The sequence below is a fragment of the Gillisia hiemivivida genome (assembly GCF_007997295.1).
Taxonomy (GTDB): domain Bacteria; phylum Bacteroidota; class Bacteroidia; order Flavobacteriales; family Flavobacteriaceae; genus Gillisia; species Gillisia hiemivivida.
Genome location: NZ_VORY01000022.1, coordinates 1 through 18068, shown reverse-complemented (window position 1 = coordinate 18068; position 18068 = coordinate 1). Strand labels below are relative to the sequence as shown.

Sequence of the window (18068 nt, the reverse complement as noted above, 5' to 3'; positions counted from 1 at the left end):
CATGGGTTTAAATAAATTTACATCAGATATCATTCAGGATTCCTTAATCTCAATTGGTGAGGCCATGTTTGAAACCATTCAGCGGACCAGTATGAGCCCTATCATTTATGAGGCATTAGATTATGCTGTTGGAATTACGGACGGGGAAGGACGATTACTAGCTCAAGGTAATGGAGTAATTACTTTTTTAGCTGCAATGAGCCTTGTGGTAGAAGAAACATTAGAACGATTTGGGGAGGACAATCCATTAAAAGAGGGCGATGTCATTATTGCCAATACGCCTTATGCCGGAGGTGGAACACATTTATCGGATATAGCTCTAATTACACCTATTTTTTATAAAGGTGAGCGTATAGCTTTTACTGTAAATAAGGCGCATTGGACAGACATTGGCGGTACAAATCCAGGTTCGGTATCAACAGTATCAACAGAAATTTATCAAGAGGGCATTCATTTTCCTTTTGTTAAAATTAAAGAAGAAGGTAAACTAAATCAAGCCCTTGTTAAGATGTTAGAAGCCAATGTAAGATTGCCAAAAAGTACTTTAGGGGATTTGTTTTCGGGTATTGCGGCTAATGATGTAGGAGCAGAGAGAATTATAAAGCTCATAGATAAATATGGTTTGGAAGCTTACAAACAAGCTGCTGAAGAATTCATGGAATATGGGGAACGAATTAGTTTAAAAGAGTTGAAAAAAATTCCGAATGGAGTTTATGAAAATACAGGATGGATAGAAAATGATGGTTTTGGAAATGGCCCTTTTCCAATAAAATTAAAAATAACAATCTCAGATGAGAATATGACCTGTGATTTCACAGGGTCTCACGAACAGTTAAAAGGTCCGCTGAATTTATCCAGAACTGGTTTAGAAACTGCAGTTAGAGCAGCTTTCAAATCTATAACCACACCAACATTACCTGCTAATAATGGATCTTTTAAGCATGTTAAATTAATTTGTCCAGAAAAGACAATCGTGAGTGCAGAAGCACCTGCACCAATATCTGTTTATTATGAAGTGTTCTTGGCGGCCATAGATCTATTGTTAAAAACATTAGGCCCTGTTGTTCCAGATAAATTACCTGCTGGACATTTTAGATCGGTATGTGTAACTTATATTTCTGGTGTTCATCCCGTAACTAATGAGTTTTATGTGCAAGCAGAACCACTTTCTGGAGGTTGGGGAGGTTGCGCAACTCACGATGGGAATCGCGGACAATTCTCTTATGCACACGGGGAGTCTTACAACATTCCAGCAGAAACTCGAGAAAGAAAATACGGAGTGGTTGTAGAAGAATATGCATTTCATAACGAAGGAGGTGGATACGGAGAATTTCAAGGTGGGAATGGCCAATATCTAACGTTTAAAATATTGTCTGAAGAGGCTTTCTTAACTGGGGCTTTTCTAGGATATTCAATTCCTACTTGGGGACTTTTTGAAGGAAAAGAAGGAAGCTACAACTACTTTACGGTAATAAGAACAGATGGTACAGAAGAGACCTATAATGTTGTAACAAATGTCAAGCTGAATAAAGGCGATAGAGTAAAATTGGTAACCGCTACAGGTGGTGGTTATGGTAATCCTGAAAACAGACCTTTAGAGAAAATTCAGAGAGATTTAAAGAACGGCTTCATTACCAAAGAACAGGCCTTGGAACATTACCCTAAAATGGCAGGACTATAACTAATTGCTTAAGATATGGAAGTAATAAAATTAAGTTATCCAGAAAATGATGATTATTTAAAATATATCATTCAAAAACAAGAAAAAGGAGTCGCTGTAGATTGTGGTTCAGTAGTTTTAAAGAAAGGACAGGTTCTTCCTTTTAAGACACTAGGTGCTCATGAAATAACCTATTTAATTTCAGGAAAATTAAAGGTATTTACCAAAGATCGAAACGAAAAAGTCATGAACCAAGGTGATTTAATTTATTTAAATAAAGACGAAATCCGCAAAACAGAAACCTTGGAGGATAGTAAAATCCTTTTCTTTTTGTTTAAGGAAACATAAAACTGAAACGTATATCCGCATACATTACTAAAAGTTAATTTTAATATCCCATAGCCGAATATGTCTTTGCCCCAGCCCTAAAGGGTGGTCATATTTACAAAATTCAGAATATCCATTAGGACGTCAAGCGGCTATGCATAAACTGAATTAGAGAACCTATCACTAAATTATTAAAATTGGAAAATACAATAACAAACTCACAAGAACATACTGATTATGCATCAGAAGCTATACCAGAAAATGCAAGACAACCTTGGTATGTGCCCGCTTTTATTTTTGGCGGCTTAGAGTTTTGTATCCCGGTATTGTTGATAGGAGGTATTCTAATAGGCAATTTTAGTCTTTTAGAAATTATAGGCATTTTAATGATAGCACTTGTATTTTTTCAATGGATAGGTAACGCCATACAAGGTTATATCGGTGCAAAAACAGGCTTAACATCATCAGCACTGGCATCTTTAAGTTTTGGAAAAGAGCAATCACGAATCATAGTAGGTATTGTCATTTTAGCCTTGACTTTAGGTTGGTGGGCCATACAGACCTCTGTTGCCGCAGATGCTTTTAGTGCTTTGGTAGGCATTAATAAAGATGAAAATTTCTTGTTATATATTTTAAGTACTGCGGGTATCGGTTTTCTTTTTGCGATTCCTTCCATTTTAGGATATGCTTCCATTAAATGGGTAGATTATGTAGCCATACCAGCCGGATTGCTGCTGGTAACCGTAGCGCTCTATTTATCCATAAATAATATGGGTTGGGAAAAAATAACCGCATGGAACCCGGAAGGCTCAATGTCTTTTATTGGGGCAATCAATCTGGTTATCAGTATTAATGTTGCGCAATGGTTAATTGCACCAGATTATACAAGATTTGCAAAGCCTACATGGAGAGACAATATTTTAATTCCGTTGGGCATTATCATCGTAGGTTTCCCACTGTTTATAGTCGGTGGTATAATGTCTATGGGTACTGGTAATTCGGATATCGTACAGGTGATGCAAGAACTTGGTTTTCCTGCTTGGGGCTTTGTAGTGTTATGGGTCGCAACGTGGACCAGTCAATTGGTAAGTAATTATACGGGTGGTCTGGTGTTGTGCAATATGTTTAATCTACATGATAATAAAAGTAGAAAAACAATGACGCTGGTTTTCGCCGTATTAGGAATCATTTTAGCATTAATAGGCATTATGGACCAGTTTGTTAATTTCCTTTATACGCTAGCGTTAATAGTTCCCGTTATAGCCGGAGTTATAATGGCGCATTACTTTTTTGTAAGCAAAACTGTGTTTACGACAGAAAAATCTTGGAATTGGTTGGCTACAATAAGTATTATGGTGGGTCTTTTAGTAGGATATTTAACACAATATCAATTTCCTATTGGAATACCAGCAGTACAATCTTTAATCGTTTCAGGTGCACTATATGCTGTTTTAAATAATATACTAAATATAGAATTAAGTGGGAAAAATATTTGATAATACAGAAGTAGCTTTAGCGCTTAAATCAGATTCAGAACTTGAAAGAGCACGATTTCTTTTCGAATTGATAAAACGGGATACCTTGGTGAAAATAGGAACTGCAGTAACCAAGTTTGCGCTAAAATTTCGGTTGCCCGTCGAAGGATTGATTCGCTCTACCGTTTTTGACCATTTCTGTGGGGGAATCACGGAAGACGATTGCTTACCGGTAATTGATAGAATGTTTTCAAAAAATGTGCATACTGTGTTAGATTATTCTGTAGAGGGGAAAGAAGAAGAAGGGCAATTTGACAAGGCGATGTTTAAAATTCTGAAAACTCTGGAATACGCCAGACATAATAAAGCCATCCCCTATATAGTATTTAAACCAACAGGGTTTGGCCGTTTTGAGATTTATGAGAAATTGACAGAGGGGAAAAAGCTGACCCAAGAAGAACATGTTGAATGGAATAGAATTAAAAATCGGTACGATCGGGTTTGTAGGAAAGCATATGAATATAATGTTCTTATTTTAATAGACGGCGAAGAGAGTTGGATGCAAGATGCTGCTGATGAATTGGCAGAAAGTATGATGTTTAAATATAATAAAGAAACAGCAATTGTATTTAACACCCTCCAACTCTATCGTCATGATAGATTGGACTATCTAAAAGAACTGCATCAAAAGGCAACTGAAGGTAGGTTTAAGATAGGTATGAAACTCGTACGGGGCGCCTATATGGAAAAAGAACGGGAAAGGGCAATTAGATTAGGATATCAAGATCCCATCTGCAAGGATAAAGCAACGACCGATGCACTCTTTAACGCAGTACTTGTATACATGATAAAGAATTTGGAAAACATGGCTTTGTTTGTCGGCACACATAATGAAGAAAGCACTTATTTAGTATTGCAGATTATGCAGAGTTGTAAAATAGCAGAAAATGATAAACGAATCTGGTTTGGTCAACTTTTTGGCATGAGTGACCATATTAGTTACAATCTCGCAAACTTCGGATACAATGTTGCAAAGTACCTACCATATGGTCCGGTAAAAGATGTAATGCCATATTTGCTTAGGAGAGCTGAAGAAAACACCTCCGTAGCAGGTCAGACTTCAAGAGAGCTATATTTGATAAAAAATGAAATGAAAAGGAGGAAATTGTTAAAGCCTTTTTAACGATTTTATTAAAACGGCTGTTTTAAAAGTTTACTCTATGGAATCATTAGACTTATTCGCAAAGTGTTTTATTCACGGTCTAATTTTAATCAGTTTTGTTAATTCACGCAATAGTACTGTTTAGCAATATTAATTGCTCAAATAAGTGCAAATTCATTTAAATATTACCTAGGATTTAATTTAGATGACTCTCATTACCAATGATTTATCAACGTACGCTAGGTTTCTACTAGACTTAGAATCTGGTGCCGCAAGGCAAGAGGATATGAAGTTTATCCTGATCGTAGTCGAAGGAAGTCCTCTCGCCCGCACTTCGTCAAGCTCAGTGCAGGCCAAAAAGAAAAAGCTTCAGAGAAATCTGGAGCTTATTTTATGGGTAACCACCCGACTAATACTTTTTTAAAATTTTGTTTAAACAAATTGAGGTATAGATCCTAGTAGGCTAATCTCAAAATTTGAAATTTGAGGAGATCACTTTTAAAGACGAACATAAAACAAAAATAGGATCTAATAAACCTGTGACTCGGATAGCTCCTCCTTTACACTCTCAAGATTGTTTATTTTTAAAGGTTTGGAAAGAAATCCCTGAATACAGGGGTATATTTCTTTTTCCTTTATAAAATCTTCGATTGCAGAAGATAATATGTATATGGTGAATTGTTCCTTCAACGATTCTTCAAACTGCGCAAAATCATCTAAAAACTCCCAACCAGTCATAGTGGGCATATTAATGTCAAGAAATAGTACCGTGGGCACTGCTTCAGTATTTTTGCCGTAATTCTCTCTTATAAAAGCGAGCGCTTCTTCGGGTTCATTAAATATTAGTATCTCTGCCTCCTCATCAAAGCGTTTAATTGTGAATTTACAGATCATATTATTGGTAGCGTCATCATCAACCACCATATAGCGCAGTTTCTTTTTCATTCTCAGTAAATTTAATTTAAAGTTGTTTCCTTAATTGTAATAGTGAATTTTGTCCCTGCATTAACTTCACTCTCTATTGAAATTTTACCACCGAGCAATTCAACCTGGGTTTTTACGAGAAACAATCCCATCCCTTTGCCTTCTATCTGGTGATGAAATCTTTTATAAAGACCAAAAACCTGTTTCCCCTTTTTTGCTAAATCAATTCCCATGCCGTTATCTTCAAAAGTGAGCACCACAGATCCTTCTTTTAATTCAGATCTTATCATTATTTGAGGAGGAACTCCCGGCTTGCAATATTTAATACTGTTTACTATGAGGTTGTAAAAGATGCTGTGAAGGTAACTTTGTACGGTATGGATGGCAGGCACATCAAAATGTGTTGTGATCTGTACTTTTTTCTTTTCGATTAAATTTTGAATACTGCTCTTTATAGAGTATACAAGATCATTGAGAATTACCGTTTGTTTCTTCGCATCCATCTCCACTTTTACTTGTAAAATCGAATTAAGATCGGAAATCACAACATCAAGGCGTTTCACATTATCGAGTAGTGCCTCCAGAAAATCGTTTTTCACTTCTTGAGTGTAGTCTTCTTTACCAATTAAATCTGCAAGTCCAAGAATATTGGCCACAGGTGCGCGAAGGTTGTGTGACACTATAAATGAAAACTGCTCGAGCCCTTTATTAGCCTCAACAAGCTCCTCTGTATGTGCCTTTAGGTTTTTATTGAGTTCTATAATTTGCAACTCCGATTCTTTTCTTTCAGTTACATCTTTAAAATAAACTGAGAGTCCGCTATTTGATGGATAAGCAGTAACCTCAAACCATTTGTTTACCCTGTCATAGTATTCTTCAAAATTTTCTATCGACTTTTCCCTAACAGCTTTATGAAAACAGCTATAAAATTGTGTGTGGATATCATCAGGAAAAACATTCCAAAGATTTTTGTCTATTATTTCAGCTTTGGCGCATTTCAATAAGTCTTCAGAATGTTGATTCCAATATGTCACATTCCAATCATTATCAACCATAAAAAAGGCATCTCCTATACTCTCAAGAATAATCTCTTTTTCTTCTGAAGCTTTCAAGGCCTGCTGTTCTGAATTTTTCATATTTGTAATATCTTGAAAGCTCCCATTAATTCGCACACATTTCCCATCTACAAAAGTTGGCCGGCCTATTTTTCTAATCCAGCGTTCATTTCCATTTGCTGTTATTATCTGCATTTCAAGATCATAAGGAATGTTTTCATTAAGAGCATTTATATATGCATTGGACATGGCATTCCTGCTTTCTTCTGCTTTGTAAAAAAGAATTCCTTTTTCAAGAGTAGGGTTGTAATCCAAAGTTACTTCATGAATTTCTTTAGTCACCGGGGACCAAAACAGGGTGTCCTTTTCACAATCTATTTCAAAACTCCCAATTCGCGCAAATCTGGAGGCCTCGTCTAAAAGTTCTTCCAGTTTCTTTCTCTCTGTAAAATCCTGGATTGCACCAACCATACGAAAGGCCTTGCCATTTTCGTCCCGAAGAATAAATCCTTTTTCTATTACAGAAGAATACTTTCCATCTGCTTTTTTGAACCTATATTCGGCTGTCCAATGGCTTTCCATTCCTTCAATACTGTTATTCAGACTTTCGGTTATATGATGCTTTTCTTCAGGGTGAATTTTTTCAAGAAAAGCTTCTATTGTAGGAGAAAATTCTTCCTGGGAATAACCAAACATGGCATAAAATGCTTCCCCATACAGTAAAACGTTTGATTTGAGGTCCCAGTCATAAATAGCATCTGATGTCGCCTTGGAAACCAATTCATAACGCGTATTGCTTTTTTTCAATGCCTTATTTGCCTGGACCCTATCTGTAATATCAATACCTACACATTGAACTTCATCGGGTTCATTTGTAGTTCCCTTTAGATATATAAAATCCCAGAGAGTGGTTTTTACTCCTCCTCCCTTTGCCGGCTTATCAATTTCTATCTGAAAAACCTGACCTGGATTTGACATGCATTTTTCGACAGTCGCTAGGACGCGAGGGTGATGGTATTCATTAATAGAGACCATGGATTGCTCGCCCACGATATCCTTTTGCCCATAGATCCACCCAAAATCATCTCTAAACTTCTTGTTGCCATAGGTATATCTGCCCTCGAGATCTGTTCTTATCACATAATTTGTTTGCGACTGAATCAAACCTCTAAATCTTGCTTCACTGTTCACAAGTTTTTCATTTGTGATTCTTCGATCCGTAATATCAGTTACCATAGCCAGGCTTCCTTTATAAACACCTGCTTCATCAAAAATGGGGTTAGCTGAAATACTGGTCCAGATTTCATTTCCACTTTTTGAAATAAATTTAAAATCATGATTTCCTGCCTTTCCACTTTGCCTATCCTGAATTAATTTTTCTGCAAATTGTTTGCCCTCTTCATCCATGAAATAATAAAATTCTTTTCCAAGCATTTCACCTTTTGTATATTCTAATATTTCACAAAGTTTTTGATTAACAAAGTTGGTTTTGTTGAACTCATCGACCTTCCAAATTCCCTCCTGTGCCGTTTCTACAATCTGGCGATATTGCTTCTCGCTTTTTTCGATTTTTTTATTCGACACTATTTGTTCGGTGATATCATTAATAAAAAAGAAAACACCTTCTATATTTCCTTCACCATTTCTATAAGCTTGATAAACGAAGTCTATATAAATATCAGTAAAATCACCATTCCCTTCCGTATTTACCTTAACTAATTTCTCTGCTCCAGTGTACGATTCGCCGGTTTGGTAAACATGATCTAACAGGCTAACGAACCCTTGTTCAATTACTTCTGGAAGTACTTCAGCTACAGTTTTTCCTATGATATCTTTTTTGCCTATTAACTGTAAATAAAGTGGGTTTGCCATTTCAAAAACATGATTTGCGCCTTTCAACATTCCTATAGCAGATGGAGCATTTGAAAATATTTCAAAGAATTGATCTCTTTCAGTTTCCACTGCTTTCTCCAGTCTTTTTTTCTCAGTTATATCGAGATTTGTACCTATCATTCGCAAAGGTTTCCCTGTAGGATCGCGCATAACCGTAGCATTTCCTTTAATACAATGAACAGATTTATCTGGCCACACAACCCTGAATTCTGACTCATAATCACGAATGCCTGCTAAAGCGTCATTTGAATCTTTGTTAGCTTTTTCAATATCATCAGGATGAACAATGGCTTCCCATGCTTCATATGCGCCACTAAATTCATCTTCTACAACTCCGAAAATTTGGTACATGATTTTATCCCAAATAAGGTGATCGTTTACAACGTCCCATTCCCATATTCCAATTTTTGCCGAATTGGTAGCTAGAGTCATCCTTTCGGTTAATTTAGCTATAGCTTGTTCAGCTTCTTTGTCCTTAGTTATATCTGTTTGAATAGAAAAGAAGCCTGTAAGTTTACCTGTGGAATCAAATTCGGGCTGGCATTTTATATTAGTCCAATATTTTTTGCCGGATTTTGAATAATTAATTATATCACACTGAAAAGCTTGACTTTTGCTAATTTTTCTGCGCATGTAATCAGCAACTTCTTGATCAGTTTCGGGCCCTTGTAAAAAAGAACCCGGTTTTTTCCCAATAATTTTGTTAAGCTCAAAACCTGTCATCCGGGTAAAAGCATCATTTACCCACTGAATTTTACCTTGTGCATCGGTAATAACTACGGCATTGCTGGTCTTTCTAGCAACAAGTGATAACTTAGTTATTTCTTCCTCGGCAAGTTTTCTTTCTGTGATATCTTGACAGGTTCCTACTGCACGAACAGGTTGGCCATTATCGTCTTGAAATATTATCCAATTTTCTATTACGTGTTTCAGCGTCCCGTTTGCTGTAAGGATCCTGTGCTCTACAGAATTGAGTGTTTGACTGATAATCGAGTTTTCAAAAGCTTCATTAACTTTAGTACGATCATCCGGATGTGTATAATGAAGAAAGGCTTCATGTGTAACTTGAAATGTTTCTGGATTCGTTTCAAAAATACGGTGTATTTCGTCCGACCATTTTACATTATAGGTTTGTAAGTCTGTTTCCCAACTGCCCAATTTAGCAATTCCCTGCGCTTCTTTTAAATGAAGCTCACTACTTTTTAATTCATCTACAATTACTTCCTTTGCCCGTTTTAAACGATATTTCTCCATGGCACTCAGCACTGCCTGTGGCAGGCGATGGAGTCTGTCTTTTAAAATATAATCATCTGCTCCTGCTTTCATTACTTCCACAGCAAATTCGTCAGATACAGTTGCAGAAACCAGTATGATAGGGATTTTTATTCCTTTTTGCTTCATCATCTTTATTGCTTCTAAAGAATCAAAGGAAGGAAGTGTGTGATCGGCTAGTACGATTTCAGGATTAAATTCATTAAGCGCTTTTTCAAAGGCTGCTTTATTACCAACAACCAATTTCTCAAATTGAATATTTCCTTTTTTCAATTCTCTTTCCACTAATTCCGCGTCAGTAGCAATGTCTTCGAGATGGAGTATTTTTAATTTAGTTTTCAATTTCTAGTGATTTATTGCTTATTTAAACAGGAGGTTGATTCTTCAGCAGCCAGTAAAAACCAAGGTCTGCGACGATTTTTGTAAATTCATCGAACTCAACCGGCTTTACAATATAACTATTAGCACCTAACGAATAGGCACGTTCTATATCAGGATGCTCTTTGGAAGAAGTAAGCACCACAACTGGAATTGCTTTTGTAAGTTTGTTTGCCTTTATATGAGTTAGTACTTCCAGCCCATCCATTTTCGGCATTTTTAGATCGAGCAGAATTACTTTTGGTTTAATACTAGTGTCCCTGCCTTCAAACTTTCCAGTTCCAAAAAGAAACTCGAGTGCTTGTGCTCCGTCTTTAAGGTGGATAAGATTATTGCTTATATTGCCTTTGCGAAATGCACGAATTGCCAACTCAGCATCGTTCATGTTATCTTCTATGAGCAGGATTTCGACTGTATTATATTCCATAATTTGGTTAATTTAAACTATACGTTTTCTGTTGTTTTTTCCTCATTAAATGGTAAGCTGAAAAAGAAGGTTGCGCCTTCGCCTTCTATCCCTTGAGCCCATACTTTTCCATCGTGCTTATGAATAATTCGTTGTACAATTGCAAGCCCTACTCCTGTGCCTGAAAATTCTTCATCGGAATGTAGTCGCTGAAACACCCCGAACAATTTATTTACATATTGCATATCGAAGCCTGCACCATTATCGCTAACAGAATATATGAGCGCTCCGTTTTTTAGCTCCGACTTTATTTCTATCACCGGATTCTCTTTTTTTGAAGAATATTTTATGGCGTTGGAAAGAAGGTTGGTGATTACCTGTCTCAATAAAATATAGTCTGCTGTCGCAGGAAGCAGATTGCTAAACCTTATTTCGGCATTATGCGCTAGGCTTTGATTAATTTCGGCAAGAACAGTTTCAATCAACTTATTCATCTCTACATTAGACTTTCTAACTCCTTTTCTACCCAATCTGGAAAATGTAAGAAGGTCATCTATAAGCACACCCATTTTTTTTGCATTGCTTCTCACTTCCCCTAGCAATCTTTTTCCTTCGGCATCTAGCACATTGCCGTAATCTTCTCCTAGCATTTGTGCGTATCCGTTAATAGCACGAAGTGGTGTGCGCAAATCATGCGATACAGAATATGAAAAAGATTCTAAATCTTCAGTGCGCTCTTTCACCCTCTTTTCCAATTCGTCAACTTCTTTGTTGGAATCGATTAATTCGACAGCTCTTTTTTTCTTTTCCCCTTTTTGAAAAGCAAGTTCTCTGTTGGCAATTACGAGTTCTGCTGCACGTTTATCTTTTTCCTCGTTTTGAAAAGCCAGTTCTTTATTGGCAATATCTAGTTCTGCTGCACGTTTATCTTTTTGCTCGTTTTGAAAAGCAAGTTCTTTGTTGGCACTAACGAGTTCTGCTGCGCGTTTATCTTTTTGCGCGCTTTGAAAAGCGAGTTCTTTATTTGCAACAATTAGTTCTTCTGCTCTTTTTCCATTTTCTTCAATTTGAAAAGAGAGTTCTTTTACGGCCATTGCCAGCTTAATGGCGATTTCATTTTTCTCCTCATCCTTTGCCTCCAATGCTTGCTCAGACAGTTCGAGTGCAGTCATTGTTTTTTCTTCATTATATGAATTAGGATGTTTATCAATTTTACTTTCCATATTAAATATTTTTGAGATCGCTTTCCCAACGCTGAATGCAGAAAAGTCTTAAACAGAATGTTTATTTTGATCAGGAAATTCGATTTTTTTTAAGTAAATCCTGATAAATCGCCCGTAAGTGACATTTGCTTCGTTTTAACGGAAAAACCGTGATGTTAATCCGTTGATAGACGCCACAATATAAAATATTTAACTATACTTTAACAAATATGAAGGAAGTTTAATTTGTTAAAAATTTTTACATGGTAGGTAAAGAAATAATTAAAGCGAATCTAAAAATTTCTTTAAGCCATCATTACCTCAATTACCCGTTTTATTCCCTTTTCCGATTCAGGATCTAAAACTTCAATATAGTGTAAGTAGTGTTTTAATTGAGGTTCATCAAATTTCTTTGTGTCGGTAATGAAATCAGTTAAATAACCATCAAAGGCAGGTTCGAATACCGGTTTTTCTAAGATTTTAATAATATTTTTGTGTCGGGAATCTTGCTTGATCTTTTCGTACAGTTTCTGAATTGTTTACTTTTCACCCTCGATAAGTTGAAAAAAACTTCTTTCGTTATACAGCAAAATACCTGTTATTTTTTCTTCAGAATTAAATTGTTTTGTTTTAATCATCATATTTGCAATATCCTGATCTTGAAAATCTATGTTTGCAGTACTCACGTAAGAAATAGCATATCTCATAATAGTGGTCTATAAAATTTAAGGGGGAAATACTATCCTTTGTAGGGTCTTCAAGGATAATTTTTGCTAAACATTAAATTAGGACTAAAAAACTTACGAATATTAATATAATTTCACAATTGGCAAAATATTACATCCAAGTGTTAATAGTTATTAAATTTTGATGTGTGTCAATGTCCTTTTGCGATTACATTGAGGTTCGAGTCCTCTCGAAGCACTATAAGTTTTAGAGAAATCTGGAGCTTTTTATTAAATTACAAATGCAAAAAAATGAGAAGTTTATCCTGAGAAATAGTCGAATGAAGTCCTCTAGACCGCACTGCGGCTGAGTGCGGGCCAAAAGATAGGACATCTCAAAAAGAGAAACTTTTTTGATAATAGATAATTCTTCAACACACTTTTAGTAATGTTTAAAAAGCTATTCAGCATTGTAATAATTGAACTTAATCCCCAACTTATCTAGGATAACAATATTTTAAAATGCCATATAAGTCTTTACAATACTAGTTTTAAAAGGTTTGGCTCTAGTTTAGAGAAGCGTTGATAATAATAAATATTTGCTCCCTTCCCTTGGGGAAGGGCTGGGGTTGGAATGAGTTAAAATAAATTGGAATCTCATCCCCTCCTAAATCCTCCCCTGAGGGGAGGACTTTAAAACAACGATGGATTAAACTACAGCCAAAGGTTTTAATTAAGATTTTAGTTAATTATTTTTTGTTAAATTAGACTTAAATTTATTTTTGTATGTCCACTTTTTTTCCAGTAAGTAGTTTATAACTAATTAATTACAGATTGTTTCCGTCATGCTGAACTCGTTTCAGCATCTCATTTATGTGGGTATAAGACCCTGAAACAAGTTACCATTGACGTATTCTGTAAGTTGCTGATTTATAGGTAATTAACAAACTTAATTCCTTGCAAGTTTTTAATACGATTTGTGTTCTCATTGAGGTAATTCCAAGAATTTGTAAAACACTCCCTTTGGTCTATAAAGCTTTGATTAATTTTAATGACTGTTCATTTTTTTGTTAGTCCAAAAAAACGGAACCAAAAAAAGGACACTTTTTTGTAGGTGTTTCCAATTATGCTACCGCATAATTGGAACCGTACTTCCCCAGCTAAATTTTCTCCAAGGCTTCGAAAATTTTACGCTGGGGAAGCACTACACTGCAAAAAAGAAGTTCTTAAAACAATAAATCTGCTGAGAACCATCATACGTCAATTTCCTACGCTAGATAATTTTTTTTATCACGGGTCTCAGGGTGACGCAACCATTTCAAATAGCATAATTGCCCATTGGACTCGAAAAAAGCAGATATTTAATAAAAATGTTATTTTAGAGACTACATCTTCAGGTACGCATGTCTTGTCACGCTACTTGCTTTAATTAAAACAAGCGAATATTGCAGAAAAGTCTTCTGTAACTACAAACAAGAACCTAGTTGCCGGCCATTGAAGTATATCACAAGGGTTCAGGGAAAAATAATTCTAAAAATTCTAGGAGCCGAGCCATCGGATTCGCACTCTGCAGCTAATGCAGCTAAAATTTACAGGAGACGAATTTATTCTTAAGCTTTTAGAAAAATTCGGAGGTAAGACTTTATTTACAACGTGTCTTGAGTCGCGTATAAAATTTCTTTCATCTTGTCAACATGAAATTGTATATCTTCTCCTTTTTCCTGATAGCTTGATGCCATTTTAGACAATCCTTTTTTCTGGTTATCATCTTCCATTTTCTTAAGGAGCGTTCTGCGTTCCTCCATAATACGCAAAGCTATCCATAGTGTAGATTCTAATATTTCTCCCTGCTTCACTACCAAATCTTTTTCAGAATACGAATGCCCAATATGACAACGGTAACGGTCGGAATTTCCCTGCCCGACTTTGTCATTCAGGCCGACATTTTGTTTTGGGATGTCCCACAATCCACCGCCGCAATCGGGGCAGGCATAAATACTTTTTTCGCCTAATTGTTTTACATGCTCATAATCCACCACTACTCTTTCAGCAATTTCAGATTCTATAATAACATCTTGAGGGGCAGCAATTTCTTCGGGGTTATTTTGACTAATTTCAAAAATTGTCTCACCCATTTGATGGAGCGGAATGCAGTAATCAACTTCCATGTTATTAAGAACCGATAGGGGCATGTCAGGATATTCTGCTTCGTTAGGGTCTTGTACCATACAGGTACCTCCACTTCTTTTAATGGCTAACATACCTGTAGTTCCGTCATCTAGTGAGCCAGTTAATACAATCCCAATAACTCTTGTACTGTAAGCGGCAGCGGCTGAACGAAACAATACATCGATGGAAGGTCGCCAACGATTTTCTTCAGGACCCCAGCCAAGAATAATTTTATTTTTCTTAACGAGTAAATGTTGATTGGGTGCAGCAACGTAAATATGCCCTTTTTCTATTTTAGCATCTTCTTTTGCTACTTCACATTTTAAAGAGGTATGAGGTTGAAGACGATGCACTAAAAAATCACTGATACTTGTGCGTGATAAGTGCATCACGATAAAAAAAGCTGCATCTATATTTTCTTTCAACTGCGAAACAAATTCAATCAGCGCATTCATACCGCCCGCGGAAGTGCCAACTACAATTATAAATTTTGGTGCTTTCATTTTTTAAAATTTTTTATAAATATTAAGAATACAGCCGTGGTTGATCTGAAAGCGAAGGGGAAGATAATAAAAGTGTCTCGGTAGGTTTTATTTTAGCAAGGTTCCCTAAATGGTGTACAATATTTCAGGCTTGCCGATATAACGGATTTTAAATCACAAAAAAGTCAAGCCATAGCAAAGTTAATTAATAACACACTTTTAATTCCCAACTAATATTTTCGTGTTTGTAAATCGTTTCTAAGTTTTAAGTGCCGCTGCTAATTTTTTCAGCTTAGCTGGAATTTTTTTAAGTGGTAATACGAAATCAACACAGCCTGCCATCTGGGCGCTAATCGGCATGTGGTCAACTTCGGCAGAATTGTCCTGGACAAAGGTTTTTCCTCCGTTAGCTTTGATATGCCTGCAGCCCTCGGTGCCATCACCATTATATCCCGAAAGGATAATGCCTATTGCACGCACACCTATTTCACTTGCAAGGGAAATAAAAAATATATCTATCTGTTTGTTCCTGCTAATGCGAGGTGAAATTACTTTGAACCTATAATTTTCCATCGTAAGATCCGAGTCTGTAGGAATTACGTAAACATGATTCGCAAGAATAGGCATTGCCTCAAAAGCTACGGTTACTGACATTTTCGTGTGCCTCTGTAGTATTTTAGCCAACTGACTATGGGCGGTTGGGTTCATGTGGGAAATAATAACAAATGCCATACCTGTATCAAGCGGCATTGCATCCAGTAGCACCTTATACGCGTTTAGCGCTCCGGCTGAGCCACCAATGCCAACAATGAATATAGGTTGCACTGTTTTCATTGATTGTTATTTATTTTTTTTATTCTCAGCAACATTCTTATCAAAATTCTTTTTTTCATTTCGGTTAAAAGTAGATTCATCATAAGGCGTCACGCTTATTCCATCATCGCTCATAGTAAATTTGTGCACATCAGTATTATGGTTAGTGCCACGAGATTTCACAATGAATACTTCCCGGGTGCGTCTTCTGCCTTCATCATCTTCTACCATTCTCACAACAATCCAGGTGTCAATTAGAGATGAAACACCAATTTCGCCACTTGTATTACTTTTAAAATTAGCAGAAACAAGGCTTGTAAAAAAAGTCGTGATGCTCTTGGATTTTAAGAGGTCAATCATACGGGTAAGCATCGATGCAACTTCACGCTCGTCGCCTTCGCCAATAAGACTTGTTAATGGGTCTACCACCACAGACTTTGGTTTGAAACTATCAACGAGCTTATAAACAGTCAATAGATGCATCTCCAAACCAAGAAAGGATGGTCTTAGAGCCACAATCTTTAAGAGCCCTTTTTTTATCCAAGGCGTAAAATCAATGCCGATAGATTTCATGTTTTGAGTAAGTTGTCCTGCCGATTCTTCATAAGATAAGAGAAGACAGCGTTCCCCACGTTTACAACTTTCAACTGCGAATGCCGCCCCAAAACTTGTTTTTCCGCAGCCCGCAGTTCCCGAAGCCAGTATGGTGCTGCCTTTGGTATAACCTTTACCCGTGAACAATTTATCTAACGATGGAATGCCTGATGAAACCCGCTTGTCTGTGCCCGGTTGTTCAAGTCCTGCTGACGTGATAGGAATTACTGACAGTCCCTCATCATCTATTACAAAGGGATATTCGCTTGTTCCATGACGAGACCCCCGATATTTAATTATGCGAACTCTACGGGTGGCAATTTCGTCTTTGACTCTGTTATCCAGAAGAACAATGCAATCGGAGATGTATTCCTCCAGACCATGACGTGTATAAGATCCGGTTTTTGAGGCCTCCCCCGTAAAGATTGCCGTGACTTTCTTTTCTTTAAGCCACCTAAAAAGTCTTTTTATCTCTAAGCGAAGAATGCCAAAATCTGTAATGCCCGCAAAGATAGATTCGATAGAATCTAAAACAACACGTTTGGCACCGATAGAATCAATAGCATCTTCCAAAAGAACGAATATCCCCTCAAGATTAAAGTCGGTCTCTTGAATGTCTTTACGGTCTAAAATAACATGTTGGAGCACAATCTTTTTCTGAGATACAAGCGCTTTCAAATCCATATTGAGAGAAGCCACATTTTTAAAGAGTTCTTCTTCTGTCTCTTCAAACGACATGAGAACCCCTGGCTCGTTATAATCGGTTGCGCCTTTGATTAGAAAATCAACCCCAAAAAGCGTTTTCCCGGAGCCTGCATTTCCGGAAACTAACGTGGATCCAATCTTAGGAAGCCCGCCTTCGGTAATTTCGTCAAAACCTTTGATACCGGTGGGGCATTTGAGTAACTTATTGGGCTTAGCCGTAATTTCTACTTTTGAAGTTTTTGCCATTATGATAGTTTTTTATTATTTTATTGAGATGGACTTATCATAAAATTATTTTCAATCTAAATTTACGAAATTATTATTGCAGTACGCTTATCGGTTCTTTAGCTGTTCTTCCAACTTTTTAAGTTTGAAATGAATGAAGGCCATTATAAATTAATTTATACATCCTCTTATCAACAGATTGATTGGGGGGAATACGTTCTTTAAAACTTTTGTGAATCTCTTTTTGGGTAAAGTATTTAAGCTTTTCTTTAAATTCCTTCCACTTACTTTGAAATAAAAATTATTATTTTTACTCTCGTTGTACTTCAAACAGGGTTCCAAAATTTTTTAGTAAGCAACAATTTCTCCATAGTTGTTTTAACTTTTGGAATTAAAAAATGGGAGAGAATGATAATCTTCAAATTATCGTCAACCTGTCCCGATACTTCCTATCGTGTGGACATATCTTTATGAATGGTCCACCCTTCCATTGCGGCTTTAAAATATTTCAATCCTATCCATAGGGTTGTTATCCCTGGATGTCTTTTGCTTTCATACCCTTTCCAACCACCAAGTCTAGCTATCGCCCAAACATATCTTTTTAGCTCTTTTTTCTTATAGTGGTTTTTTTGTTTCTCTGTTTTACCTTCCAGACTTTTTA

The 18068-nt window shown here is 36.5% G+C and carries 12 protein-coding genes and 1 pseudogene; 4 read left to right on the top strand and 9 right to left on the bottom strand.

All coding sequences use genetic code 11. From position 1 onward, the window contains the following. Position 1 precedes the first annotated feature (1 nt). The 4 genes from ES724_RS14030 to ES724_RS14015 all read left to right on the top strand — a co-directional run bounded on the left by ES724_RS14030 (position 2) and on the right by ES724_RS14015 (position 4645). Positions 2-1681, top strand: a complete 1680-nt coding sequence (locus ES724_RS14030; RefSeq protein WP_146933948.1) for a hydantoinase B/oxoprolinase family protein — start codon at positions 2-4, stop codon at positions 1679-1681. 15 nt (positions 1682-1696) lie between these two features. Continuing rightward, the gene (locus tag ES724_RS14025) at positions 1697-2008 is read left to right on the top strand and encodes a cupin domain-containing protein (protein ID WP_146933946.1); all 312 of its coding nucleotides are present in this window, start codon (positions 1697-1699) and stop codon (positions 2006-2008) included. Between the two features lie 176 nt (positions 2009-2184). Then, positions 2185-3483, top strand: coding sequence for a cytosine permease (locus tag ES724_RS14020; protein ID WP_170249904.1), 1299 nt, complete (start codon positions 2185-2187; stop codon positions 3481-3483). Beyond that, a complete protein-coding gene (locus ES724_RS14015) occupies positions 3467-4645 on the top strand; it encodes a proline dehydrogenase family protein (RefSeq protein ID WP_146933942.1) in 1179 nt (392 codons plus the stop codon). The genes ES724_RS14020 and ES724_RS14015 overlap by 17 nt, the downstream gene beginning before the upstream one ends. Positions 4646-5152: 507 nt before the next feature. Here the strand turns inward: ES724_RS14015 and ES724_RS14010 are convergent. The 9 genes and pseudogenes from ES724_RS14010 to ES724_RS16535 form a co-directional block, all read right to left on the bottom strand. Continuing rightward, positions 5153-5569, bottom strand: a complete 417-nt coding sequence (locus tag ES724_RS14010; protein WP_146933940.1) for a response regulator — start codon at positions 5567-5569, stop codon at positions 5153-5155. A gap of 11 nt (positions 5570-5580) precedes the next feature. Then, positions 5581-10110 carry a PAS domain S-box protein gene (locus ES724_RS14005; protein WP_146933938.1) on the bottom strand — a complete coding sequence of 1510 codons (4530 nt, stop codon included), beginning with the start codon at positions 10108-10110 and terminating at the stop codon, positions 5581-5583. Positions 10111-10132: 22 nt separating this feature from the next. Beyond that, positions 10133-10573 carry a response regulator gene (locus tag ES724_RS14000; protein ID WP_146933936.1) on the bottom strand — a complete coding sequence of 147 codons (441 nt, stop codon included), beginning with the start codon at positions 10571-10573 and terminating at the stop codon, positions 10133-10135. Between the two features lie 17 nt (positions 10574-10590). Then, positions 10591-11775 (bottom strand): sensor histidine kinase, encoded by a 1185-nt coding sequence (locus ES724_RS13995; protein WP_146933934.1) that lies wholly within the window; start codon positions 11773-11775, stop codon positions 10591-10593. 518 nt (positions 11776-12293) lie between these two features. Then, a complete protein-coding gene (locus tag ES724_RS13990) occupies positions 12294-12461 on the bottom strand; it encodes a BLUF domain-containing protein (RefSeq protein WP_146933932.1) in 168 nt (55 codons plus the stop codon). Positions 12462-14065: 1604 nt separating this feature from the next. Further along, on the bottom strand, positions 14066-15091 hold the full coding sequence (locus tag ES724_RS13985) for a chemotaxis protein CheB (RefSeq protein ID WP_146933931.1): 1026 nt from the start codon (positions 15089-15091) through the stop codon (positions 14066-14068). A 237-nt stretch (positions 15092-15328) separates the two neighbouring features. Then, positions 15329-15904: a chemotaxis protein CheB gene (locus ES724_RS13980; protein WP_146933929.1), complete on the bottom strand. Its 576-nt coding sequence runs from the start codon at positions 15902-15904 to the stop codon at positions 15329-15331. Positions 15905-15910: 6 nt separating this feature from the next. Next, a complete protein-coding gene (gene kaiC, locus ES724_RS13975; protein ID WP_146933927.1) occupies positions 15911-17428 on the bottom strand; it encodes a circadian clock protein KaiC in 1518 nt (505 codons plus the stop codon). Between the two features lie 428 nt (positions 17429-17856). After that, positions 17857-18068: pseudogene (locus ES724_RS16535) on the bottom strand (hypothetical protein); the annotation flags it as partial.